This is a genomic window from Pseudoalteromonas sp. SA25, assembly GCF_011378705.1.
Lineage (GTDB): Bacteria > Pseudomonadota > Gammaproteobacteria > Enterobacterales > Alteromonadaceae > Pseudoalteromonas > Pseudoalteromonas arctica.
Map to the genome: position 1 here is coordinate 9,428 of NZ_WTKV01000001.1, position 23,325 is coordinate 32,752.

Here is a 23,325-nt window from a genome sequence, read left to right on the forward strand (position 1 = left end):
ATTAAAGCGTTTGCTCTAAAATGCGAACAACTAATTGTTCAAAAGTTGCCCCATTCGCTTTTGCCGCCATTGGCACTAACGACTTTTCAGTCATGCCTGGTACTGTATTTACTTCAAGGAGATAAAAGTTACCTTGCTCGTCTTGCATCGCATCAACACGGCCCCAACCACTTGCGCCCACTAAATCAAATGCATCTAGCGATATAGCTTGTAAGTACTTAGTATCTTGCTCTGATAAATCTGCAGGGCAATGATACTGCGTTGTATTTGATTGATACTTAGCTTGGTAATCGTAAAAACCATTAGGTGTCGTCATCTCAATGACTGGTTGTACTTCATCGCCAAGCACTGTAACTGTGAATTCACGTCCCGTGATCCACTGCTCTACAAGCACTTGATTATCAAACTTAAATGCATTAGCTAGTGCGTCTTCAAGTTCTTGTGCTGTACTTGCTTGCGCCATACCTATGCTTGAGCCTTCGTGCGATGGCTTAACCATTACCTTTTTAAACTCACCCATAATAGCTGCAGCATCAAAGCCTTTTTTAGCGTCAACTACGGCATAAGGTGCAGTGCTTAAACCCGCTGATTTAAATAAGTGCTTACAACGTACTTTATCCATAGCAAGTGCTGAACCCAGTACATTACTGCCCGTGTAAGGCAGGTTCATAAATTCAAGCGCACCTTGTACAGTTCCGTCTTCGCCACCACGACCATGCAAAGCAATAAAAACGCGCTCTACATTTAATTCTTTTAACTCCCACAAAGAACGACTTTGCGGGTCAAATGCAATTGCATCAATGCCACTATTTTGCAGCGCATTTAAAACAGCCTGACCCGATCGTAAAGACACTTCACGTTCTGCTGAGTTACCACCTAGCAGTACCGCTACTTTACCAAATTGTGTGTTTACCTGAGTCATACTTCACCTTGCTTAAGTTTTTCTATCGACATACCCGTCGCAGCTAATGTTTTAACTAACTGACCTATATTACCAGCGCCTTGGGTTAATACTAAATCATTATTTTGTAAATTTGCGGCCAAAACGCCTGCAAGCTCTGCATTTGTTGCTACATGCAGCGGCTCTTTGCCACGTTGACGAAGGCTACGGCATAAGCTTTTGCTATCTGCGCCTACAATAGGCTCTTCCCCAGCGCTATACACATCAAGCAGTAGCAACTGATCTACATCAGCAAGTACTTTTACAAAATCTTCGTATAAGTCGCGTGTGCGAGAAAACCTATGAGGTTGATATACCATTACTAAACGCTTATCAGGCCAACCTTCACGTACTGCTGCAATTGTTGCTGCAACTTCTGAAGGATGATGCCCGTAATCATCAACTAACATCACATTGCCACGCTCGTTTTCAAATTCACCATAGTGTTGAAAACGACGACCAATACCTTCAAACTTCTGCAGCGCTTCTAAAATTGCATGATTCGCAATGTTTTGATCTTTTGCCACAGCAATCGCAGCGGTTGCATTAAGTGCGTTGTGTCTACCTGGCATATTCAACGTGGCAGTTAAACACTCACCTTGCTTGTTAGTTACTGTAAATGTGCATGTATTAGCTGATTGGCTAAAGTCGCTCATGCGATAATCAGCATCCTTCGATTCGCCATACGTAATAACTGGGCGACCAAAGCGCGGGATAAGTTCAGCAGCAACTTCAGAATCAATACATACAACAGCTAAACCATAAAACGGCAAGTTATGAATGAAATCTACATACGTGTCTTTCATTTTTTCAAGACTGCCGCCATAAGTATCCATGTGATCTTCTTCAATATTTGTGATCACCGAGACCATTGGCTGTAAGTGTAAAAACGACGCGTCGCTTTCATCAGCTTCTGCAATTAAGAAATCACTTTTGCCTACTTTTGCGTTACTACCTGCGCTATTTAACAAGCCACCAATAATAAAGGTTGGATCAAGCCCTGCTTGTCCATAAATACTCGCAATTAAGCTTGTTGTCGTTGTTTTACCATGCGTACCCGCAATTGCTATACCGTGGCGAAAACGCATTAACTCAGCCAACATTTCTGCGCGGCGAACAACAGGAACTCTTGCGGCTTTGGCTGCAATAATTTCAGGATTTGTTTCATCAATCGCGCTTGAAACAACCACTACATTGGCATCTTTCACGTTATTTTCATGATGGCCTATAAATACTTCTGCACCGGCTTTAATTAAACGATCTGTCATCGCGCTATGGGCAATGTCAGAACCAGTAATACGGTAGCCTTCAAAAGCGAGTACTTCAGCAATACCGCCCATACCTGCTCCACCAATACCAATAAAGTGAATGGTTTCTATTCGGCGCATTGCAGGGCGTGTGTGTTTTTCTTGTACTGACGTTTCTTTCACTTATTTTCTCTTATTTGTTACTTGCTCACAGTGCGTTGCTACGCTTGCTGTGGCATCTAAAATGGCTTGTTTTTTTGCATTTGTAGCCATTTCAGTAATTAATGAAGGTTGGGCTAAATACGGGCTTAATAGTTCAACAATTGATTGTTTATTAAACTGCCCTTGTGGCATTAATAATGCGCCATTAGCCATCACTAAATATTGTGCGTTCGCTGTTTGATGGTCATCCACAGCATGTGGAAACGGAACAAAAACGGCCATTTTACCTGCCGCTGCAATTTCGCTAACAGTTAACGCACCAGCACGGCAAACAACAATGTCAGCCCAGCTATACGCTGCGTCCATATCATCAATAAATTCAGCTATTTTTGTATTACTGCCTGTAAAAGCATGCATTTTATAAGCGGCTTCTACGGTAGTTAAATGACCCTTACCTGTTTGATGCCATATACTTATTGGAGCTGTATTATTTAGTACTTTAAATGCTTCTGGTAATGTTTGATTAAGCACTTGCGCACCAAGCGAGCCGCCCACTACTAAAATATTAATAGGGCTTGATACATCGCGTTTGGCTATATTCATAACGCTTTGGCGAACTGGGTTACCTACTAGCTCGGCTTGACCCTGTGCAAAAGCACTTGGAAATGCAGCTAATACTCGTGTAGCCACCTTAGCTAGCAGTTTATTGCTCATACCCGCTACAGCGTTTTGCTCGTGAATAACCAGCGGGATACCTAAACTTTTTGCGGCAATTCCCGTTGGCCCCGTAACATAACCGCCCATTGCAAGTACTACATCAGGACGCTGTTCTTTCAATACCTTACGCGCCTGCAATACTGCATTAATTACCATGAATGGGGCTTTAATAAGACGCTTTAATCCGTTACCACGAACACCTTTAACGTTAATAAAATCAATATCTATATTGTGCTTAGGTACAACGCTCGCTTCCATTCGATCTGGTGTGCCGATCCAGCTAACTTGCCAGCCCTGCTGTTTTAAATAATCGGCCACTGCAATACCGGGAAAAATGTGTCCGCCAGTTCCACCAGCCACTACTACTAATTTTTTACTCATCGCTTACCTCCGCGTGAGGTGGCTTGTTTGGTTGCCATTTTGGTTTCAAAATCTACGCGTAATAAAATACCCGTGGCAATCGTCATAATTAATAAGCTTGAGCCACCATAAGAAATAAACGGCAGGGTTAAACCCTTCGTCGGTAAAATACCCGCGCTCGCACCTACATTCACCATGGTTTGAAATGCAAACCAAATACCAATGGCAAACGAAAAATAACCTTCGTACTCTTTGCCACATTTAAGTGCCTGCTGGCCTATTAATAACGCTCTAAATACTAGGGTCGCAAGTACAGCTAAAATACTTGCAACGCCTATTAAGCCAAGTTCTTCACCTATAACGGCAAAAATAAAATCGTTATGTGCTTCAGGTAAATATTGTAGCTTTTGTACACTGTTACCTAAGCCTTGGCCAAACCACCCCCCCTGGCTATATGCCATTAGCGATTGCACCAACTGATAACCCTTTCCAAAAGGATCATCCCAAGGGTCTAAAAAGCCAACAACACGTGCCATACGATAGGGTTCAACAATAATAAGTAATACAACCAGACCAACGCCCGTTAAAATAAGTACAAAAAACTGCCATAACTTAGCACCAGCTAAAAACAATAAACCAACCGTTGTTACAAACATAACAACCACTGTGCCTAAATCTGGCTGCAGCAGAATAAGCAGTGCATACACTGCAAATACAGCAATTGGCTTTGCAAAGCCTTTAATATTTTCTTGTACTTCTTCACGTTTTCTTACCAAATAACCCGCAATATAACTAAAAAAGTACAACTTAGCGGCCTCAGCCACCTGAAAACCAACAGGTCCAATAGGTATCCATCGTTTAGCGCCGTTTACTTCGCGCCCAATAATCAATACCGCTATTAATAGCACCATGCCTAGTATTAATAGATAAGGGTTTGATCGTTTCCACCACTCCATTGGCACACAAACGCTTATCCAAAAAAGCACAAACGCCATTGCCAAAAACATGCTGTGGCGAATGGTAATATGGTACGGGTCATCAAATAACCGCTCTGCGGTAGGCATTGATGCGCTGGTCACCATGATAAAACCAACACCAATTAGCATTATTACGCAGTACAATAGCGGTACATCGTATAACTGCGCCGAAGGCTTAGGTGTTAATGCGTCTCTTATATCGGCAAAAGCAATCATAACGCCCCTGCCATTACACACTGAACAAAGTCATCACCGCGTTGCATATAGTTGTTATACATATCAATACTGGCACATGCGGGTGCTAATAAAACAATATTGCCTGTACTACTAAGTACTTTGGCCAAAGTAACGGCTTCTTCCATATTGTTAGTTAAATAACTCTTATTGGTAATCGCAGCTAAGTCACTTGCATCTTTACCAAAACAAATTAATGCTTTTACATGCTGTTCTATGTAAGGTTTAAGCGCATTTAAATCAGCGCCTTTGGCATCGCCACCAGCAATAACAATCAGATTTTCACCGTCACTAGCTAAACTATCTATTGCAGCAATGGTCGCTCCAACATTAGTTGCCTTTGAATCGTTAAAATACTTTACACCGTTAAGCTCAGCTACAAATTGGCAGCGATGAGCCAACCCATTAAATTGACCTAACGCATTTTTATATTGCTCTTTGCTTACTTCAAACGGACTTAAGAGCGCCATTACTGCAAGCGTATTTAAATAATTGTGCTTACCCACTACCGCAAGTGTATCAACAGGTAAAAAGGCATCGCCTTTAACCATAAAGTGAGTTTCGCCATTGTGCTGCGCTAAATGGTAATCACCTTGTTGAGCACCAAAGCTAATTAGAGGAGCCGTACCACGCTCAACAGGATGTGTTTGACTATCGTCTGCATTGACAACAATAAGCTCTGCGAAATTATAAATACTAAGCTTTGAGTCTATATAAGCTTGGTAACTGTCGTAGCGGTCAAGGTGATCTTCAGACACATTTAATACCGTTGCACTTACTGGTTTTAAACTCGTTGTGGTATCTAGCTGAAAACTCGATAACTCAAGCACATACACATCAAAATCATCATTGAGTAAATCAAGTACCGCTGTGCCAATATTCCCACCCAAAGCAACTTTATAGCCGGCTTCTTTTAACACTTCATAAGCGAGCGTAACCACGGTTGATTTACCGTTAGAGCCCGTTACTGCAACAACAGGTTTTGAATTAATACGTGCAAATAACTCAACGTCGCCAATCACTTCAACACCTGCGTTAATTGCATTTGCAACAGCTGGTATTTTTAAGCTAAGCCCAGGGCTTATAATAATCATATCGCTTGAACAAAGCTCTGCGTCATCCAAATTACCGCAGTGGGTATCTAGAGTTGGCGCGTGCTCTTTTAACCAATCAATCCCCGGCGGGGTTACTCGGCTATCAACGACCTTTGGTGTTAGGCCATGAGATAATAGAAAACGCACAATGCCCAGACCGGTTACACCGAGTCCGAGCACTGTTATTTGTTTGTTTTTTATCTCGTTTAAATACTGCATTTATCGAATCTTTAAAGTAGCTAAGCCAGCAAGCACTAGCACAACAGAAATAATCCAAAAGCGCACAATAACGCGAGGTTCTGGCCAACCTTTTAATTCATAATGATGATGAATTGGCGCCATTCTAAAAATGCGTTGTCCGCGTAATTTATACGACCCCACTTGTAATATCACCGATAGTGCTTCCATTACAAATACACCGCCCATAATAATAAGCAGTAACTCTTGGCGTACTAAAACAGCAATAATACCTAATGCGCCACCAAGTGCTAATGAGCCAACATCGCCCATAAATACTTGTGCTGGGTAAGTGTTAAACCATAAAAAGCCAAGCCCTGCGCCCACAATGGCAGTACATACAACCACAAGCTCACTCGCCAGCGGTAAATGTGGAATATGTAAGTAAGCCGAAAAGTTAATATTACCTGTTAAGTAAGCAATAATTGCCAGCGCTGAAGCCACTAAAATAATTGGCACAATCGCCAAGCCATCTAAACCATCGGTCAGGTTTACCGCGTTTGATGTACCTACTATGGCAAAATACGTAAGCACGATATAAAACAAACCTAATTGCGGTAACACGTCTTTAAAAAATGGAACAACAAGTGATGTTTCAGATGCTTGTGCACTGGTAAAATACAAAGCAGTAGCTACAACTAATGCAATGACCGACTGCCAAAAGTACTTCCACTTAGCAATTAAGCCTTTTGGATCTTTACGAATAACTTTACGGTAATCATCAACAAAGCCAACAATACCTAAAGAGCCAATTACAAACAGTGTTGCCCATACGTATTTATTTGATAAATCGGCCCAAAGTAGCGTGCTGGTAAAAATGGCCGCTAAAATAAGTAAGCCACCCATAGTCGGTGTACCCGACTTAGACAAATGCGATTGCGGACCGTCGTCTCGAACTGTTTGGCCTATTTGCATACGTTGCAAACCACGAATTAACTTAGGTCCTAAATAAAGAGACATAATTAGCGCAGTTAAAATACCTAAAATGGCACGTAGCGTTAAATACGAAAAAACATGAAAACCACTAAAATACTGTGTTAAATACTCTGCCAGCCAAACTAACATTATGATACTCCATTGATGGCTTGTTGCTGGCCATTAACTAAATCGGTTACTAATAATTCCATGCGAGAACTGCGCGATCCTTTCACTACTATTGTTGTTTTAGTATTCACTTTATTAATACTTTCTTGAATTTTTTGCTGCATCTGTTCGCGGCTCGAAAAGTGGCGATTAGGTAGTTCAAACACATCACTTGCGTATTTACTTAATACACCTAATGTAAATAACTCATCAATCCCTTGCTCAAGTGCATACTCGCCAACTTCTTGATGGTACTTACGTGCATCTTCACCTAGCTCACCCATATCTCCGAGTGCTAAAATGCGGTAACCTTGCATATCACTTAACAAGTCAATCGCAGCCTTTACAGACTTAACATTGGCATTATAGGTATCATCAACCACGGTGAGTAAATCAGACACTTCAATTAAATTAACGCGCCCTTTTACATCAGCCATTGTGGCAAGTGCATTGGCTATTTCTTCAAGGGTTACGTTAAATTCACTGGTCAGTGCAGCAGCGATAAGTGCATTACTAATATTGTGCTTACCCGGAAGTGCCAAAGTAACAGGGACCTGCTTATCTTTAGTGCAAAGCGTAAAGCTTGCACGCGCATTGGCATCAAGCGTGATGTTCTCTGCCCAAATATCTAGTTTTTCAGTTGTAGAAAAACGTTTAACATTACGCCCTTCAAGCTTATCTAACCAATATTGGCTAAATTCACTATCGCAGTTAACAATCGCAACGCCGTCATCTTTAAGGCCATCAAAAATCTCACCTTTAGCTTTTGCGACGCCCATTAAACTACCAAAACCTTCTAAGTGGGCTGCTGCAACATTACATACAACGGCTACATCTGGTTTTGTCATTGCTGTAGTGTAAGCAATTTCACCTAAGTGATTTGCACCTAGTTCAATTACTGCAAAACGATGTTGAGGCTCTAAGCGCAACAACGTAAGTGGGACACCAATATCGTTATTAAAATTACCTTTAGTCGCTAATACATCACCGTGGACCGACAAAATTGCCGCACACATTTCTTTTACGGTGGTTTTGCCTACACTACCTGTAATTGCAATTGTTTTAGGCGCCACTTGCGCCATAACAGCGGTGCCAATTGCACCTAGTGCAATACGAGTATCGCTTACTATAAATTGTGGAATATCTACATCAACTTTGTGCTGAACAATAGCGCCAATAGCGCCTTTTTGTTTAGCCTCAGCTATAAATTTATGCCCATCAAAATTTGGCCCTTTCAGTGCTAAAAACACTTCACCATCGCACACTGTACGAGTATCAGTATTTATATTAAGCACGTGTTGATTATCACCTTGATAATCGGTTGTTAGCACATTAGCTAACCAATCAAAATCCATTGGGATCATTGTGTTATCCCTCTTACTGCTTTTTTTAGTTGTTCTTGTACATACCGGCGATCGCAAAAGTCGATTCGCTTATCGCCTATAATTTGATAATCTTCGTGGCCTTTACCTGCAATCAAAATAACCTCATCAGCTGTAGCGTTTTCTATAGCAAAACGAATTGCAGTTGCTCTATCAGCCTCTAAATGTGCATTTTGAGGATGGGTTAAACCGCCAGCTACATCTGCAATAATGTCATCAGGGTTTTCTGAGCGAGGGTTATCACTGGTAATAATAACTTTATTAGCGTTTTGCTCTGCAGCTTGCGCCATCAATGCACGCTTTCCTTTGTCTCTGTCACCACCGCAACCAAATACACAACTTACACCACCTGGCACATGCAACTGCAATGCTTGTAATGCAAGTGCAAGTGCATCGGGTGTATGGGCGTAATCAACAACACACGTTGGCATGCCAGCTTGACTAAATGCTTGCATTCGACCAGCGACTGGCTGTAACTGCGCACAACCAGCAACTAGCTGCTCAAGCGGATAACCTAGCCCTAGTAATGTAGCGACCGCGGCCGTTAAGTTATATAAATTAAATTCGCCAAAAAGAGGCGATTTAATCGACATATCACCCCAACTAGTCGATAACTGCGCCGAAATACCTTCACTTGAATATTCAACATCAGAAAAATAAACGTACTGAGCATTCTTAGGGGCTAAGTTTTTGCGGCCATAACAGATTAAGTTATTGAAATCATACTTTTCAAGCCATTGCTCAGCTTGAGAATCATCTTGATTAAACACTACAACTTGCGGCTCAAAATCACGGAAAAGCATTAGTTTCGCATCACCGTAACTTGCCATATCCCCATGGTAATCTAAGTGATCGCGCGAAAGATTAGTAAACACAGCCGCTTTAAACTGACATTTAGCAACACGCTGCTGCACTAATCCATGAGATGACACTTCCATGGCTACCAGCTTTTTATGCTGCGAATTTAAATCGCTCAAAATATGCTGTAAATCAACCGTTGAAGGTGTGGTATTAATCAGTGGAATTAAGTTATCAGGATGACCATAACCTAAAGTGCCAATAATAGCCGAATCAGTACTGCAAAATTGCGCTAAGTGGGCAATCATTGCTGTGGTTGTCGATTTACCGTTTGTACCTGTCACGCCAATTAAATCAAGAGCCTGACTTGCCTGGCTATAAAAGCGACTTGCTAATTCTGGAAGCTTTTTATCAAGCTCCGAAACTAAATATAGTGGCTCAAAACTTGTTTCAAATTCGCATAATCTGTCAGCAATAATAGCTGTTGCGCCATTTTCAATTGCTTTAGCAATAAATTGTCCGCCATCAAGTGAATGGCCTTTAATAGCAACAAATACATCACCTGGCGTTACTTCACGGCTATCAAGGCGTAAATGCTTTACCAGTTGCGAGGGCGCATCTATTTCGATGTATTTTAAAATATCCTTTAAATCACGCATCGTTATCTTTACCTTGTACGTACGCAACCTCTTCCTTGTCAGGCGCTACGTTTAATATTCTTAATGCGTTAGAGATGATTTCTGCAAATGCAGGGCCAGCGGTGGCACCTCCATAGTACACATCACCACCTGGTTCATTAATCATAACTACCACGGCTAAACGAGGATTACTTGCCGGTGCTACACCTGCAAAATAACCTACATATTCATCACCATAACCACCTGCTACGGCTTTTTTAGATGTACCTGTTTTACCAGCAGCACGATACCCATCAACTTTTATGTTGCGAGCAGTGCCGTCTTTTTCAAATACACTTTCCATCATATGGACTACGGCTTCTACGTCTTTTTGTTTAAAAATACGTTCGCCTTCAGGTATATTGTCTTGCTTTAAAATAGTCAGTGGTCGATTAACTCCACCAGCGCCTAACATGGTATAAAAGCGCGCCATTTGCGCAGTACTTACCGAAATCGCATAACCAAATGATAAAGTGGCAATTTCAAAGTCAGACCAACGACGATTTGGATAAAACAAACCGCTGCTTTCACCGACCATGCCTGTTCCAGTATCACTACCAAAGCCTACTTTTTGGTATAAACCAACAAGGTAATCTTTAGGCACTAACTGAGTAACCTTCGCAACTCCCATGTTTGAGGAGTACTTTAGTATTTCGCGCAGTGTTAGTTCGCCGTGATTACGAGTATCTCTAACTAAACTACCACCTAAACGCATCCAACCTGGGTAGGTATCAATCGTGTCATCTGCCTGAATGGCGCCGTAGTCTAGCCCAGCCAAAATGGCTAGAGGCTTAACAGTTGAGCCTGGTTCAAACAAATCTGTAATTGCGCGGTTACGACGCTTATGAGGTGCAGCATCGCTTAAGTTGTTTGGATTAAATGAAGGGCTATTTACCATTGCCAGTACTTCACCGGTTTTAACATCAACTACCATAGCTGAGCCCGATGTGGCTTTATAAGTCAGTACAGCTGATTTTACGGCCTTGTACGCAATGGCTTGAATTCGTTGATCAATACTTAGTTCTATACTTTCTGGCTCTACACGTTCACGCTCGTCAAGTACTTCTACCTCACGCCCTTGAGCGTCTTTACGAATGGTACGGCGGCCTTCCTCGCCCGTTAAAGCGTTTTCGTATAGTTTTTCAATACCTTCAATGCCTTTGCCATCGATATTGGTAAAACCAATAACATGCGCGGTAACTTCACCTGCAGGGTAGTAGCGTTTAGATTCATCTAGTAAATGGATACCAGGGAGGCGTAAATCACCAATATAATTTGCTACGGCAGGAGTAACTTGGCGCTTTAAATACACAAAGCGACGCGAAGGATCGTTTAAGAGTCGAGAATTAATCTTTTTAGGATCAATACGCAGCACATCTGCAAGCTCACGCCAGCGTAAATCGTTTTTATAATAAAGTGCAGTACGTTTATCAAGCTCAACAGTGTTTTCAGTTAAAGATAAGTGATCTTCGCCGCTTTTGCGTGCTTGTTTGATTACTTTAGAAACAAGCGATTTATGTAATGCTTTAGGATCAGCATATACACTTACCACAGGCACACTTACCGCTAATTCTTTACCATTGCGGTCAAAAATCATTCCGCGTTGCACATGCAGTTTTTCAACACGTACCGTACGTTTATCACTTTCTGAACGTGCTTTATCAGGTTCTATCACTTGTAAATAAGCAGCGCGAGATACGAGTGTTACAAACACCATAAACACAACTGTACACACCAGCATAAAGCGCCATGTGATTAAATTAGTGACTGGTTTTTTGCCTCTATTTCTCATTGTACTATTATTACCTGCTCATCTTGACTCGTAGGTCGTTTCATTTTTAATTGTGATATAGCAACTTCTTCAATGCGTGCATGTTGCGAATAAAATTCTTCTTCAACAAGTAAGTAGCGCCACTCTAAATCGAGTTCATCACGTTCTTGTAATAATTGATCTTGCTTTATAAGTTGCCCACGAGCTAAATGTGTTGTTTGCACAACAGCTAAACTAGAAGCGAATATCACAACCAACAAGGCCGAGGTTAGCTTGTTAGCACCTAGGCCTTTTAATATTTCAAAGAATAAATTGGGTTGACGATAGCTCGCTTTTTTACTCATCCCAACCTCTGTGCAATCCTAAGTACAGAACTACGAGAACGTGGATTACGTTCTACTTCAACAGTACTTGGCTTAACAGCCTTACCCACTGCTTTTAACGTCAGGTTTTTATTTATTTGTGCATCAGTTAAAGGCAGACCTCTGGGTAACACTTCTCCCCTACTCTGTTTTCTAATAAACTGTTTTACAATACGATCCTCTAGTGAGTGAAACGAAATCACCACTAAACGTCCGCCTGGCTTTAGCACTTTAACTGCAGACTGTAGCGCTGTTTGAATCTCTTCAAGCTCGCTATTGATATAAATACGAATCGCCTGAAAAGTACGTGTTGCAGGGTGCTTAAACTTATCTTTTACCGGTACTGCTTCATCAACAAGGTCAGCAAGTTGCTTGGTTGTTGTGATTGGCGTGTGCTCACGAACTTCGAGTACTTTGTGTGCAATGCGTTTACCAAACTTTTCTTCGCCCAGTTTTTTTATTACGTGGGTAATATCATCTAATTCAGCTTCTGCTAACCACTGCGCAGCACTGCGACCTGTTGTTGGGTCCATGCGCATATCAAGTGGCCCATCTTTCATGAAACTAAAACCACGCGCAGCGTCATCCAGTTGTGGCGACGAGACACCAATGTCTAATAAAATGCCATCCACTTTACCAATGAGATCGTTCTGCTCTGCTACTTCGTATAAATTTGAAAAACGAGTATGTGCAATCGCAAAACGTGGATCATCAGCAAATTTTTCGGCTGATTGTATCGCTTGTGGATCTTGGTCAATTGCTTGCAAGCGACCTTCATCACCAAGGCGTGCTAAAATTTGTCCAGAGTGGCCGCCACGTCCAAACGTACCATCCATGTATATACCGTCTGGCTTAATTGCGAGGGCATCGATGGTTTCGTCCATTAATACGGATACGTGTTCAAATTGCGCTGTCATTAGCTATTATTTGCCTTTTTTTGTGCTGTTAGAGTGTAAAATTATCTAAATCTTGGTTAGGTTCAAAATCGCCAAGCCTTTCAAGCTCAGTATCTTGCTGCATTTGCTCGTGCCAACGCGCCTCATCCCAAATTTCAAATTTATTCATCAAACCAACTAGCATGATTTTTTTGCCAAGTGATGCATGAGCCCTCAGTGACGGCGCAAGCAAAATTCGACCATTTTTATCAAGTTGATATTCTGTAGCATTCCCGAGCAACATACGCTGCATTCGACGGGCTCGTGGGTTCATATTGGAGATTTTAGCTAAACGGCTTTCTATTTCTAGCCACTCAGCCAGCGGATACAACCATAAACACGGCTCATTTAATGCGACGGTACAAATAACCGTTCCCTGATCTTCAGACAATAGAGATTCTCGGTACTTAGTCGGTACCGCAAAACGCCCCTTATCATCCAAACTCAGTGAACTCGCGCCACGAAACATAAAAAACCTACTTTAAAATTGTTTTATTCAACTTTTGTTTATTTTTATCCAGTGTGATCCACTAAAAACCACTTTTTACCACAGTGCTCCAGTTTAGGGCTTGACAAGCCATTTTGTCAAGTAAGCTGACCAGCTTTAGTAAGTCCCAAAGCTAGAAAAAATAAGGGCTCAAGCGAAGCGTTTGAATTACGTGGGAAAAAGTAGGATTGTGATGAAAAAAATATCTATTCTGTTTTTTATAACTTTCTGTTTACACGCTTTGCTTACTGAATAACCAATGAATATTTACAACTTTTTAAGCATTTTTACTCCCTTTGTAAAATTTACCTAACCGTGTAGTAATAGTTACTGTTTACTTTAAATTACCAAATATGAAAAGTTATATATAAACAATAAAAACCAATAAACTCAACAACTTAAAATAAACAACAGTTTTGGTTTAATCATTGCATCATCTAAATCACTATTTAAATTTTTAACTTATTAAGGATTGATTATGGCTACTGCAACAAATACGAAACCAAACACAACTTCAGATGTTAAGCCTGACGTTAAACTAACAAATACTGAATCACCTCTTACAGAGAAAGCAACATCAGCAGCGCACGATGCGGTAGATGCACTTTCTAGCAAAGCAGCAACAGCTGAAAGCAGTGTTCGTAAAGGCGCTTCGAGTTCAGCAGAAGCACTAAGCGAAAAACAACTTATTGCACGCGAAAAGTTAAGTGAATGTACAGCTAAAACCCGTGCATTTGCTTCTGAAAATCCATTAGCAACCGCGGGTATTGCTTTTGCTGCGGGTATGCTGATTACATCACTATTTCGTCGTAAGTAATCAGTGATGAATAACCCACAAACAAGCGCAGCCAAGGATGGTGAAGCGCAAAACCAAACAACTGAGCAGCAGAGCCAAAAGGACGATTGGCAAGATCATATTGCAAAGCTTTTAGAGTACTCTAAGCAGCTCAAGGATGATTACCAAACTCAAGGAAAGATCACCCATCAGCTTGCTAAAGCTGAATGGCGGTTATCGCTTAGATCGCTTGCATTGATCACTATATTTTTAGGCTGTTTTGCCAGTGGTTTGGTTTTGTTGTGGGCAGGATTTCTAGGTGCTGTTGGATACGGTGTATATGATCTTTTTGGGTCAGTATGGCTAAGTATTGCAACAGCTACTTTGCTGCAAGTTGCTTGTTTAGCATGGCTTTGGAAAAATACGGTTTACCTAAGCAATAAAATTGGCTTTAGTAAAACACTTAAAAGCTTAAAACAACTGTTTAACTTATAAGGAAATTAATATGTTGGTTAACTACTTAATTAAAGCACCTAATGAAAACGTTGATGCTCTGAGTAAGCAAATGGATACGCGCAATGAGTTAAAACGCCAACATCATGCAGCGTTTCAATATAGACTAGAGCGTTTTGCCGCAACTAAAGTGGGACTAACAAGTGCCTTTTTAGCCGGCGCAGCTGTACAAACAGGGAAAGGCGAAACCAGCTTGGTAAGAAAATACGGCTGGCTTGTTAGGCTGTTTGCTTAAACGCTAAACATTTCTACCGTGATCAGATAAGTAATCAATACTTGGACCACTTGGCACAACTTGTGTTGGGTTGATCATTGTCTGACTAAAGTAGTAATGACGCTTAATATGATAAAAATCAACTGTCTCTGCTACTCCCTTAACCTGATATAGCTCTCTAAGGTATCCGCTCAGTGCAGGATAGCTTTCAATTGTGCGTAAATTACATTTAAAATGACCAACGTACACACTATCAAACCGAATGAGAGTGGTGAATAATCGCCAATCTGCCTCTGTGAGGTTATCCCCTGTTAAATACCGCTGTTTGCTCAGTATCTCCTCTACTGTATCGAGTGCTTTAAATGCATCATTAAATGCCTCTTCATACGCATCCTGAGTTGTTGCGAACCCCGTACGATAAACACCATTATTTATATTTGGATAAATCAGTGCATTTAATTCGTCAATTTTTGGTTGCAGTGCCTCAGGGTAGTAGTCATCGTTATTACCTGTTAACTCATTAAACGCACTATTGAACATACGTATAATATCGGCAGACTCATTACTGACAATTTTATTCAGCTTTTTATCCCACAATACGGGAACGGTTACTCGCCCGGAGTACTTTGGATTATTTTTTGTATAAACTTGATGTAAGTAGTTACTATCAAATAAAGCATCACCAGTACTGTGGTTTTGCGTATCAAAAGCCCAACCACTATTAAGCATATCAGGACTAACAACCGACACCGTAATTAAGTCTTGTAACCCTTTTAATGCTCTAAATATAAGCGTTCGATGCGCCCAAGGACACGCAAGTGACACATATAAATGATACCTGTTCGCTTGAGCTTTAAAACCGGCCTCGCCCGTTATTCCAGCGCTACCATCTGCAGTTATCCAGTGACGTAACTGCGCCGTTTCGCGTTCAAACTTACCGTTACTTGAATCTGTGTCGTACCATTTATCTTGCCATTGACCGTTAACTAATAATCCCATAAAACTCTCCTAAAAATACCGTTAAATTTTGCCAAACTCACCGTTTTGATAATCACGCACTGCTTGTTGTACTTCAGCTTGAGTCGTCATTACAAACGGCCCCATATGAGCAATCGGTTGATTAAGTGGATCGCCTGCTAAAACCAAAACACCAGCGCCTTGTTCAGAGCTAATATTAATGTCACTGTCTGGTTCTAGAATAAGTAACTTGCCCGCTGGTATTGTTTGATTGTCGCTCATTATTAGTGAGCCGCTATGAATATAAAGCATTACTTTTTGTTGGCTAAGAGGCTCTAAACTCATGCTTTTACCAGCGGGTAATGTAATATCAGCGAGCGCCGCATTGGCAGCTAAACTTTGCAGAGCGCTTGTAAGCGTTTCACTTTCAAACTGCCACGATCCCGCAAGTGCTTTTAACGTCACACCTTGCGTATTTGTAAAACTCGGAGCTGGGTTTTTAGTCGTATCTTGATAACGTGAATCACGCATTTTTTCTGCGCTTGGCATGTTGATCCAAATTTGAAAGCCATGCAGTCCATCTACAGCATCCGCGAGTGGCATTTCACTGTGCATGACGCCGCGCCCTGTACTCATCCATTGCACATCACCTGCTTTAATTGCTTCTCTGTTACCCATTTGGTCACGATGCTCAAAGCCACCTTTTAGAATATAAGTAAACGTTTCAATACCTCGGTGCGGATGCTCGGGAAAGCCTCCCATATAATCTTTTTTGTCGTCTGACTTGAGTTCATCAATCATTAAAAAGGGATCTAAATATTTACCATCAAACCCAGGTATACGGCTAATGCTCACGCCATCGCCATCTTGAGTTGCATAAGCTGTAAGTATTTTTGATATTTTCATTTATTAATTCACTCTAAAGAATAAGTTGATGAGGTTATTAAATCATTCATTAAACAAAACAACTATGTCTTTAAATCGACCTTAACATTCCAAAAAATAGAACTATAATGATTCATTGATTACATTTTCAACCTTATAATTACTATGGTTATTTGGAGTGAATTTGGCTACAATTGTTATTGCAAAATACAAAACTAAGGAATGGTTATTTTTACTTATTCTCTCAAACATCAGCTTTATCGTTTACTTATCTTGCTAAGTATTCCGGGCACCGCTGTAATTATTTTTACACTGCTGCTTGAACGCGATCACTCTATTGAGCAAAGCGAAAAAAAAGTAGAAAATATTGCTAAGCAATTAATTTTACAGCAAAAGCACTTAGTCGATGATATTGACCGTTTAGCGCGTTATTTGGCTAAAGAGGAAAGTAAGAAAGAAAATCTAGCAACGACCTGCCCTAATTATTTTAATCAATTTAGATCTATTTACGCACATGTTGCCAATATCGGGATTATAGATCCAAATGGCATTGTTATATGTACAACAAGCGGGTTAGCCAAAACAATTAATATTGCCGATCGGGCGTATTTCCAAAACGCCTTAAAAAGTAACCAATTGTCGGTCGGTTATTTTCAGCACGACCGAAGTCTGCAAAAAAACACCCTTAATTTTGCGTTACCTATTATTAATAAAAAAAATGTAATTCAGGGCGTTGTAGTTATCGTTGTTGCGCTTGACTGGTGGAACAATGCTTTTAATGACATTGAACTTCCGCCAGGCTCTATTGCTGCAATTGCTGATTCTAACGGAAAAATTTTAGCGCGTTATCCTCCTACAACGGCCGCGCTTGGCGATAATATTGCACAGACTTTATTAGCAACTGATTCTTCGATTGATAATGAGGCATCAACAAAAATAAAATCTATTGAAGGTGAAGCCCGAATGCTTCACCACTCTATTATTTACAGCGATCCGAGTAATAACAGCTTAAATATACATATCGCACTTCCTGTCACACATGCTTTAAAGCAAATAAATAATAATTTTTTTATAGCGATTGGTGTGTTTATTTTATCGCTGCTGATACTGTCTTTAATTGCACGTAAACTACTTAAAACCAGCATTATTGACCCAATTAATAATCTAACAAATGCAACAAACGTATTGGCTAAGGGCGAGATGCCCGCACAAAAAATACAACCCAATAATCCAGAGCTAAATACTCTCTATCAGCGTTTTAAATCAATGGCGCAAACTCGGTTAACAGCTGAGGCTAATTTAAAAAACAAGCATGATGAGCTTACTAGCTTGCTTAATACTCTGCCCGATAGCTACGTTAGAATTAATATCCATGGCGACATTCTCAACATAACAGGGCAATTTAAGCCTCGAGTAAACCCAAACAGCATTGCAGTACCTCATTTATCATCAATACTTTCACACAGCAATGCTCAGCTTTTGTTATCGCAGTTATCTAAACTTGATGTTTCGAGCAATTTAGAATTCACACTCGAAAAATCAGATCCTAAACGCAGCTTTGAAGCACGTATTAGCGCAATGCAAAGTAAAAATGAATACGTTGTTGTGCTACGAGATATAACACAACGAAAAGTAAATGAAGAAGCACTCCACCTTGCCTCACTAGTATATAACAACAGTAGTGAAGGCATGGCAATCACCGATCCAACGGGCATTATATTTGATGTAAATCCTGCGTTTTGTAAAACGACTTTATATAGTAAAGAAGAAGTTATTGGCCGGTCCTCTTCAATTCTTTCATCAGGAAAACATGATAAGAATTTTTACAATAAAATGTGGTCTGAATTACAGCAAACAGGCCGCTGGCAAGGCGAGGTTATTAACCGTAAAAAGAACGGGCAGCTTTACTCTGAGTGGCTCACAATCGATACTATTTATGATACAAACAACGCACCTATTCGTCGTATCGCGATATTCACAGACCTCACAGAAAAAAAACAAGCTGATGAAACCATTTGGCGACAAGCTCATTTTGATCACCTAACTGACTTACCAAATCGTTTAGAATTAAAGGAGCGATTAAATCAACGATTTTCAAATGTTATTACTCCAGATAATCAATTGGTTGTCATGCTTTTAGATATTGATCACTTTAAAGATATTAATGACACATTAGGCCATCACTATGGCGATAACTTATTAAAACTCGTATCTCAGCGTATAGTCCAGTCGGCAAAAAACGCTGAGTTTGTGGCACGAATTGGGGGAGATGAGTTTGTTATTGTATTTAGTCACATTAAAAGTACGCGCCATATTAATCAAATTGCGAGTAATATTTTACTTAGTCTATCGTCAGCTTTGCATCTTGAAAACGAAGAGTTATTTATTAGTGCAAGCATAGGCATTGCTTGCGCTCCTAATGATGGTGAAAATACTGAACAGCTTTTAAAGGCAGCCGATCAGGCTATGTATAAAGCAAAAAGTAATGGTCGTAACTGTTTTGAGTTTTTCTCTGCAGACATGCGCGAATATGCACACGCGCGCATGGTGCTATTAAAAGACTTACGAAGTGCTATAGAACTTGAACAGTTTGAGTTATTTTATCAGCCTATAGTTGCTTTAAATGATTTACATATTCATAAAGCTGAAGCGCTTATTCGTTGGCAACATCCCGAAAAAGGCCTAATTAGCCCTATCGCATTTATCCCACTTGCTGAAGAAACCAGGCAAATAAATGCAATTGGTCAATTTGTATTTGCCCAAGCTTTGCAAACACTTAACGATATAAAAACACTAACCGATGATACTTTTCAAATAAGTGTAAACGTATCGCCAGTGCAATTATCCACGCCAGAGAGTGGCATAGATGAATGGTACGATATGCTAAAAGCAGCAAAGCTGCCTGCTTCGTCAATTGTCGCAGAAATAACTGAAGGCTTAATGGTTAACCCTGAAGCACTTACGCAAAGACGCCTAAAAGAAATAGTAAAATCAGGTATGCAGCTTGCTCTTGATGACTTTGGTACCGGGTATTCGTCGCTCGCTTACTTACAAGAAATGGACACCGACTATTTAAAAATAGATAAACGTTTTGTTGATAATATTCAAGTAGGCAGCCAAGAACTTGCATTGTGTGAAGCCATCATTGTTATGGCGCATCAGTTGGGCTTAAAAGTAATCGCCGAAGGAATTGAAACTAAATTACAAATGCAGCTACTACTTGAAGCAGGATGCGATTACGGTCAAGGTTATTTATTTTCAAGACCTTTAAATAAAAGCAGTTTTATGGCACTTCTAGCTGATAAAAAAGTAGCTTTGTTAAAATAAATAGACAAAAAATCACTGTTACGCAATAAATAATGCGTCTGCGCGGTCAAGTTAAGCAATCAGATATAAAGTAGTAACAGGATTTAAAAATGGCAAAAGCAACATTAGAGCAATGGCGAATGTTTAAAGCGGTTGTGGATCATGGCGGGTTTGCAGGCGCAAGCGCAGCTGTACATAAAAGTCAGTCAACCGTACACCATGCTGTGCAAAAACTTGAAGCCGCCTTGCAAATTAAGTTGCTTGAAGTAAAAGGCCGTAAAGCATTTTTAACCGATAGCGGTAAGCTGATTTTACGCAGAGCCGAGTTTTTAATTGAGGAAGCGACTAAAATAGAATCGGTAGCAAGTACACTAAGCGAAGGCGTGGAAAGCACATTAAAAATAGCTGTTGATGAGGTTTTACCACACGCTATTTTATATCAAGCACTTGCTAAAACGAGTGAGCTTTACCCTCTTTTAAAAATTGATTTAGTAGAAAGCGTGCTAACAGGTGCAAACGAATTACTGCATAACTCAGTGGTTGATTTAGCTATTTCGTCAATTCCTATCTATGGAATTAGTTGCAGTACGTTATGCGATATAGAGTTTATAGCGGTTGCGCATAAAGACCATGTATTACACCAGCATACTGAACAACTCAACTTTCGTGATTTAAAGCTACACCGGCAGATAGTAGTGCGCGATTCAGCAACCCACACCAGTCACAATGAAGGCTGGCTAGGTGCAGATATGCGCTGGACAGTAAGCCACTTACGTAACTCTATTGATATGGTTAGTCAAAATTTAGGTTACGCTTGGCTGCCAAAAACACAAATTGCACACTTAATTGAAGATCAAACCCTCATTGCACTTAATTTAGACCAAGGTACAACCCGCACTCTTAATTTATATTTAATGTGCAACGACAACGATAGGCTTGGTCCTGCAGCACAAGAATTTAAAGAGCAAATTACTGCACTTACTAATTTAGCTAATTAATAGCTATTCATTTTTTACATCGAGGTGATCTGCTACATAGGCGCCTCGCTGCCCACGCTCTTTAGCCGGCCCTACAGTGCTATCTTTACCTGTTTGCTGCTCAGTAGCTGCATTAATTACAGCACCTAATGTGATTATATAAGCGCTGATATACAACCACATCAGCATGATCACTACACCACCTAGTGAGCCATACGTTTCGTTGTAACTAGAAAAACGCGACACATAAAATGAAAAACCTATAGATGCTAAAATCCACAGCACGGTAGCAATAGACGACCCCATTGTGATCCAACGCCATTTAGCAGGTTTACGATGTGGGGCATAACGATATAAAAGTACCAATGCAAAATTAAAGGTAAAAGCCAATAATGGCCAAGAAATGAGTTTAATTAATAAATCTATACTTTCTTTTAGTCCCACTAAATTAAGTACAATAGGTAAAATACCAATAATTAATAGCGCAAAAATTGCGACTACAATCGCTCCTACCGAAAATAAAAAGCGCACTAGTTGAGCCTGAAAAAATGAGCGTTTTTCATATTCACGATAACTAATATTACATGCAGTAATAAGTGCTTGGCTGCCCTTTGAACTACTCCAAATAGTAAGTATGAGCGTACCAATTGCACTTAAGCTCAAGCTTGCACTTGATGTTTTAGCAAGGCTAGAAACCTGAGATAAAATCAGTTCACTGGTGCTTGGTGGAAGCAAAGTAACTATTTTACTTAAGTGCTCACTTATATCTGTTGGGGATGAAAAGTACGCATACACTGATACCATCGCCGCAATGGCTGGAAAAATAGCAAGTAACGCATAAAATGCCACACCGGCTGCCACTATAGATAAGTTATCTTCACTCATTTGCTTAAAAATACGTTTAACAATATCCCACCAACCTATAAAAGGGATATGTGCAGGCTGCTCTGCTTGCTGTCCTCGTTTAGCTTCTTTCATTCTAAACCTCAATATTTGTATTACATTACTACAGCAAAATATTTGCCAAGTTATAAGCGTTTGGTACCAAACTTGCTAATATTTATCTATAAATGACTCTAACACGGAAGATAAGCCATGCTCGGTACCCTAAAAAGCAGTGTAGCGCTAAATAATACAACACCAATAACTGACGTGATCAAAGTTGATACACTTTCGTGGAATTTCTTTTATGAGCAAGGCGTGCAATTACTTCACGTAACAGCGCAAATATTACCCACTCTTTTACTCGGCATAATGCTTTTAGTACTCAGTTACTTAATTTCAGGACCACTTTCTAGATTACTAATCAAACCCATTGACTATATGACTGACAGCAAGCTTGTTCACTTAGTCATAAGGCGCAGCATAAGCACCCTAATAATTTTATTTGGGGTATATTTATTTTTACGTTTAGCAGGGCTTACTCAGTTTGCTGTTGCTATTATGAGTGGGACTGGGTTAATAGGTTTAATACTCGGCTTTGCTTTTAGAGACATAGCAGAGAACTTTATTGCCAGTTTATTACTGAGCGTACAAAGACCTTTTAAAATTGACGATGTAATTGAAGTGGATGGCCGATTAGGTATTGTTAAAAAAGTAACCGCAAGAGCAACCACACTTGTTGATTACGATGGCAATCATATTCAAATACCTAATGCGACTGTATATAAAAATACCATTAAAAACCTAACTGCCAATCCAAAAATGCGCGGCAAAGTAGAAATTGGTATAGGCTACGATAACGATATACGCAGCGCACAAACCCTCGCCCTCGATATTGCCAATCAACAAAACGCGGTGCTTAGCGACCCGCCGGCACAGGTTTTAATAAAAAATTTAGGCTCATCTACTATTAACTTCGTTTTATATTTTTGGGTTAATAGCGAGCAGCACAGTCCATTAAAAGTAGCCTCGCAGCTTATGCGCGAATTAGTCAATGAGTTCACAAAACAAAACATCAGCATGCCTGATGACGCACGAGAGAGAATTATACTCACCGACCCTAATGAAAGTGCTTCTAGCTTAGAGGAAAAACAACCATCGCAAATACAAAGCGAAAAAAGTGAAACTGTTGAGCAAACTAAAACGCTTGATGATGTAAGCAGTGATACCGACGAAATACGTGAACAAGCAGAGCAATCTCGCGACCCAGAACAAGGGAAAAATATTATTTAATTTCTTTACGTCGCACTAATATGTATTTATACATTAGTGCCTTTAAAACACGCACTTTAG

At 40.3% G+C, this 23,325-nt stretch carries 21 protein-coding genes; 6 read left to right on the forward strand and 15 right to left on the reverse strand.

Going from position 1 to position 23,325, the window contains the following annotated elements; genetic code table 11:
- Nucleotide 1 precedes the first annotated feature (1 nt).
- The 12 genes from GQR45_RS00055 to mraZ are packed head-to-tail and all read right to left on the reverse strand — an operon-like array spanning nt 2 to nt 13,445.
- On the reverse strand, nt 2-922 hold the full coding sequence (locus tag GQR45_RS00055; protein WP_010554298.1) for a D-alanine--D-alanine ligase: 921 nt from the start codon (nt 920-922) through the stop codon (nt 2-4).
- Entirely contained in the window at nt 919-2,370 is a 1,452-nt protein-coding gene (murC, locus tag GQR45_RS00060; RefSeq protein WP_165724737.1) for a UDP-N-acetylmuramate--L-alanine ligase, read from the reverse strand. Before murC ends, GQR45_RS00055 begins: the two co-directional genes overlap by 4 nt.
- On the reverse strand, nt 2,371-3,447 hold the full coding sequence (murG, locus tag GQR45_RS00065; RefSeq protein ID WP_007582929.1) for an undecaprenyldiphospho-muramoylpentapeptide beta-N-acetylglucosaminyltransferase: 1,077 nt from the start codon (nt 3,445-3,447) through the stop codon (nt 2,371-2,373).
- The gene (ftsW, locus tag GQR45_RS00070) at nt 3,444-4,619 is read right to left on the reverse strand and encodes a cell division protein FtsW (RefSeq protein ID WP_165724738.1); all 1,176 of its coding nucleotides are present in this window, start codon (nt 4,617-4,619) and stop codon (nt 3,444-3,446) included. The genes murG and ftsW overlap by 4 nt, the downstream gene beginning before the upstream one ends.
- Entirely contained in the window at nt 4,616-5,950 is a 1,335-nt protein-coding gene (gene murD / locus GQR45_RS00075; RefSeq protein WP_010554296.1) for a UDP-N-acetylmuramoyl-L-alanine--D-glutamate ligase, read from the reverse strand. Before murD ends, ftsW begins: the two co-directional genes overlap by 4 nt.
- Nucleotides 5,951-7,033: a phospho-N-acetylmuramoyl-pentapeptide-transferase gene (gene mraY, locus GQR45_RS00080; protein ID WP_007582922.1), complete on the reverse strand. Its 1,083-nt coding sequence runs from the start codon at nt 7,031-7,033 to the stop codon at nt 5,951-5,953. It abuts the gene before it with no gap.
- A complete protein-coding gene (murF, locus tag GQR45_RS00085; protein WP_165724739.1) occupies nt 7,033-8,415 on the reverse strand; it encodes a UDP-N-acetylmuramoyl-tripeptide--D-alanyl-D-alanine ligase in 1,383 nt (460 codons plus the stop codon). Before murF ends, mraY begins: the two co-directional genes overlap by 1 nt.
- Nucleotides 8,412-9,890, reverse strand: coding sequence for a UDP-N-acetylmuramoyl-L-alanyl-D-glutamate--2,6-diaminopimelate ligase (gene murE / locus GQR45_RS00090; RefSeq protein WP_165724740.1), 1,479 nt, complete (start codon nt 9,888-9,890; stop codon nt 8,412-8,414). The genes murF and murE overlap by 4 nt, the downstream gene beginning before the upstream one ends.
- Complete coding sequence (locus GQR45_RS00095) at nt 9,883-11,700, reverse strand: peptidoglycan glycosyltransferase FtsI (RefSeq protein WP_010554293.1); 1,818 nt, start codon at nt 11,698-11,700, stop codon at nt 9,883-9,885. Before GQR45_RS00095 ends, murE begins: the two co-directional genes overlap by 8 nt.
- A complete protein-coding gene (gene ftsL / locus GQR45_RS00100) occupies nt 11,697-12,023 on the reverse strand; it encodes a cell division protein FtsL (RefSeq protein WP_007582915.1) in 327 nt (108 codons plus the stop codon). Before ftsL ends, GQR45_RS00095 begins: the two co-directional genes overlap by 4 nt.
- Nucleotides 12,020-12,958 (reverse strand): 16S rRNA (cytosine(1402)-N(4))-methyltransferase RsmH, encoded by a 939-nt coding sequence (rsmH, locus tag GQR45_RS00105; protein ID WP_165724741.1) that lies wholly within the window; start codon nt 12,956-12,958, stop codon nt 12,020-12,022. The genes ftsL and rsmH overlap by 4 nt, the downstream gene beginning before the upstream one ends.
- A gap of 28 nt (nt 12,959-12,986) precedes the next feature.
- On the reverse strand, nt 12,987-13,445 hold the full coding sequence (mraZ, locus tag GQR45_RS00110) for a division/cell wall cluster transcriptional repressor MraZ (RefSeq protein WP_007582904.1): 459 nt from the start codon (nt 13,443-13,445) through the stop codon (nt 12,987-12,989).
- A gap of 496 nt (nt 13,446-13,941) precedes the next feature.
- Here mraZ and GQR45_RS00115 point away from each other — a divergent pair, with 496 nt between their 5' ends.
- Genes GQR45_RS00115 through GQR45_RS00125 form a run of 3 tightly spaced genes read left to right on the forward strand, consistent with a single transcriptional unit; the run spans nt 13,942 to nt 14,986 of the window.
- The gene (locus tag GQR45_RS00115; protein ID WP_010554292.1) at nt 13,942-14,280 is read left to right on the forward strand and encodes a hypothetical protein; all 339 of its coding nucleotides are present in this window, start codon (nt 13,942-13,944) and stop codon (nt 14,278-14,280) included.
- Nucleotides 14,281-14,286: 6 nt separating this feature from the next.
- Nucleotides 14,287-14,733, forward strand: a complete 447-nt coding sequence (locus GQR45_RS00120) for a hypothetical protein (RefSeq protein ID WP_024590208.1) — start codon at nt 14,287-14,289, stop codon at nt 14,731-14,733.
- Between the two features lie 10 nt (nt 14,734-14,743).
- Complete coding sequence (locus tag GQR45_RS00125) at nt 14,744-14,986, forward strand: hypothetical protein (protein ID WP_165724742.1); 243 nt, start codon at nt 14,744-14,746, stop codon at nt 14,984-14,986.
- Nucleotides 14,987-14,989: 3 nt separating this feature from the next.
- On the opposite strand, the gene GQR45_RS00130 is transcribed toward GQR45_RS00125, so the two are convergent.
- A complete protein-coding gene (locus GQR45_RS00130; protein WP_165724743.1) occupies nt 14,990-15,964 on the reverse strand; it encodes a glutathione S-transferase family protein in 975 nt (324 codons plus the stop codon).
- 21 nt (nt 15,965-15,985) lie between these two features.
- A complete protein-coding gene (locus GQR45_RS00135) occupies nt 15,986-16,828 on the reverse strand; it encodes a pirin family protein (RefSeq protein WP_165724744.1) in 843 nt (280 codons plus the stop codon).
- A 201-nt stretch (nt 16,829-17,029) separates the two neighbouring features.
- On the opposite strand from GQR45_RS00135, the gene GQR45_RS00140 reads away from it, so the two are divergent.
- Nucleotides 17,030-20,134 (forward strand): EAL domain-containing protein, encoded by a 3,105-nt coding sequence (locus GQR45_RS00140; RefSeq protein WP_165724745.1) that lies wholly within the window; start codon nt 17,030-17,032, stop codon nt 20,132-20,134.
- A gap of 89 nt (nt 20,135-20,223) precedes the next feature.
- Nucleotides 20,224-21,111 (forward strand): LysR family transcriptional regulator, encoded by an 888-nt coding sequence (locus tag GQR45_RS00145; RefSeq protein ID WP_165724746.1) that lies wholly within the window; start codon nt 20,224-20,226, stop codon nt 21,109-21,111.
- A 3-nt stretch (nt 21,112-21,114) separates the two neighbouring features.
- Here GQR45_RS00145 and GQR45_RS00150 read toward each other — a convergent pair whose 3' ends face one another.
- Nucleotides 21,115-22,068 carry a YihY/virulence factor BrkB family protein gene (locus GQR45_RS00150; RefSeq protein ID WP_007582878.1) on the reverse strand — a complete coding sequence of 318 codons (954 nt, stop codon included), beginning with the start codon at nt 22,066-22,068 and terminating at the stop codon, nt 21,115-21,117.
- 117 nt (nt 22,069-22,185) lie between these two features.
- Between GQR45_RS00150 and GQR45_RS00155 the strand changes: the two genes are divergently transcribed.
- Nucleotides 22,186-23,265: a mechanosensitive ion channel family protein gene (locus GQR45_RS00155; protein ID WP_010554284.1), complete on the forward strand. Its 1,080-nt coding sequence runs from the start codon at nt 22,186-22,188 to the stop codon at nt 23,263-23,265.
- The last annotated feature ends 60 nt before the right edge of the window (nt 23,266-23,325 follow it).

Coding starts and splice junctions, on each gene's coding strand:
- GQR45_RS00055 (WP_010554298.1), bottom strand. CDS start 922: ATGACTCAGGTAAACACACAATTTGGTAAAGTAGCGGTACTGCTAGGT.
- murG (WP_007582929.1), bottom strand. CDS start 3,447: ATGAGTAAAAAATTAGTAGTAGTGGCTGGTGGAACTGGCGGACACATT.
- ftsW (WP_165724738.1), bottom strand. CDS start 4,619: ATGATTGCTTTTGCCGATATAAGAGACGCATTAACACCTAAGCCTTCG.
- murD (WP_010554296.1), bottom strand. CDS start 5,950: ATGCAGTATTTAAACGAGATAAAAAACAAACAAATAACAGTGCTCGGA.
- mraY (WP_007582922.1), bottom strand. CDS start 7,033: ATGTTAGTTTGGCTGGCAGAGTATTTAACACAGTATTTTAGTGGTTTT.
- murF (WP_165724739.1), bottom strand. CDS start 8,415: ATGATCCCAATGGATTTTGATTGGTTAGCTAATGTGCTAACAACCGAT.
- murE (WP_165724740.1), bottom strand. CDS start 9,890: ATGCGTGATTTAAAGGATATTTTAAAATACATCGAAATAGATGCGCCC.
- GQR45_RS00095 (WP_010554293.1), bottom strand. CDS start 11,700: ATGAGAAATAGAGGCAAAAAACCAGTCACTAATTTAATCACATGGCGC.
- ftsL (WP_007582915.1), bottom strand. CDS start 12,023: ATGAGTAAAAAAGCGAGCTATCGTCAACCCAATTTATTCTTTGAAATA.
- rsmH (WP_165724741.1), bottom strand. CDS start 12,958: ATGACAGCGCAATTTGAACACGTATCCGTATTAATGGACGAAACCATC.
- mraZ (WP_007582904.1), bottom strand. CDS start 13,445: ATGTTTCGTGGCGCGAGTTCACTGAGTTTGGATGATAAGGGGCGTTTT.
- GQR45_RS00115 (WP_010554292.1), top strand. CDS start 13,942: ATGGCTACTGCAACAAATACGAAACCAAACACAACTTCAGATGTTAAG.
- GQR45_RS00120 (WP_024590208.1), top strand. CDS start 14,287: ATGAATAACCCACAAACAAGCGCAGCCAAGGATGGTGAAGCGCAAAAC.
- GQR45_RS00125 (WP_165724742.1), top strand. CDS start 14,744: ATGTTGGTTAACTACTTAATTAAAGCACCTAATGAAAACGTTGATGCT.
- GQR45_RS00130 (WP_165724743.1), bottom strand. CDS start 15,964: ATGGGATTATTAGTTAACGGTCAATGGCAAGATAAATGGTACGACACA.
- GQR45_RS00135 (WP_165724744.1), bottom strand. CDS start 16,828: ATGAAAATATCAAAAATACTTACAGCTTATGCAACTCAAGATGGCGAT.
- GQR45_RS00140 (WP_165724745.1), top strand. CDS start 17,030: ATGGTTATTTTTACTTATTCTCTCAAACATCAGCTTTATCGTTTACTT.
- GQR45_RS00145 (WP_165724746.1), top strand. CDS start 20,224: ATGGCAAAAGCAACATTAGAGCAATGGCGAATGTTTAAAGCGGTTGTG.
- GQR45_RS00150 (WP_007582878.1), bottom strand. CDS start 22,068: ATGAAAGAAGCTAAACGAGGACAGCAAGCAGAGCAGCCTGCACATATC.
- GQR45_RS00155 (WP_010554284.1), top strand. CDS start 22,186: ATGCTCGGTACCCTAAAAAGCAGTGTAGCGCTAAATAATACAACACCA.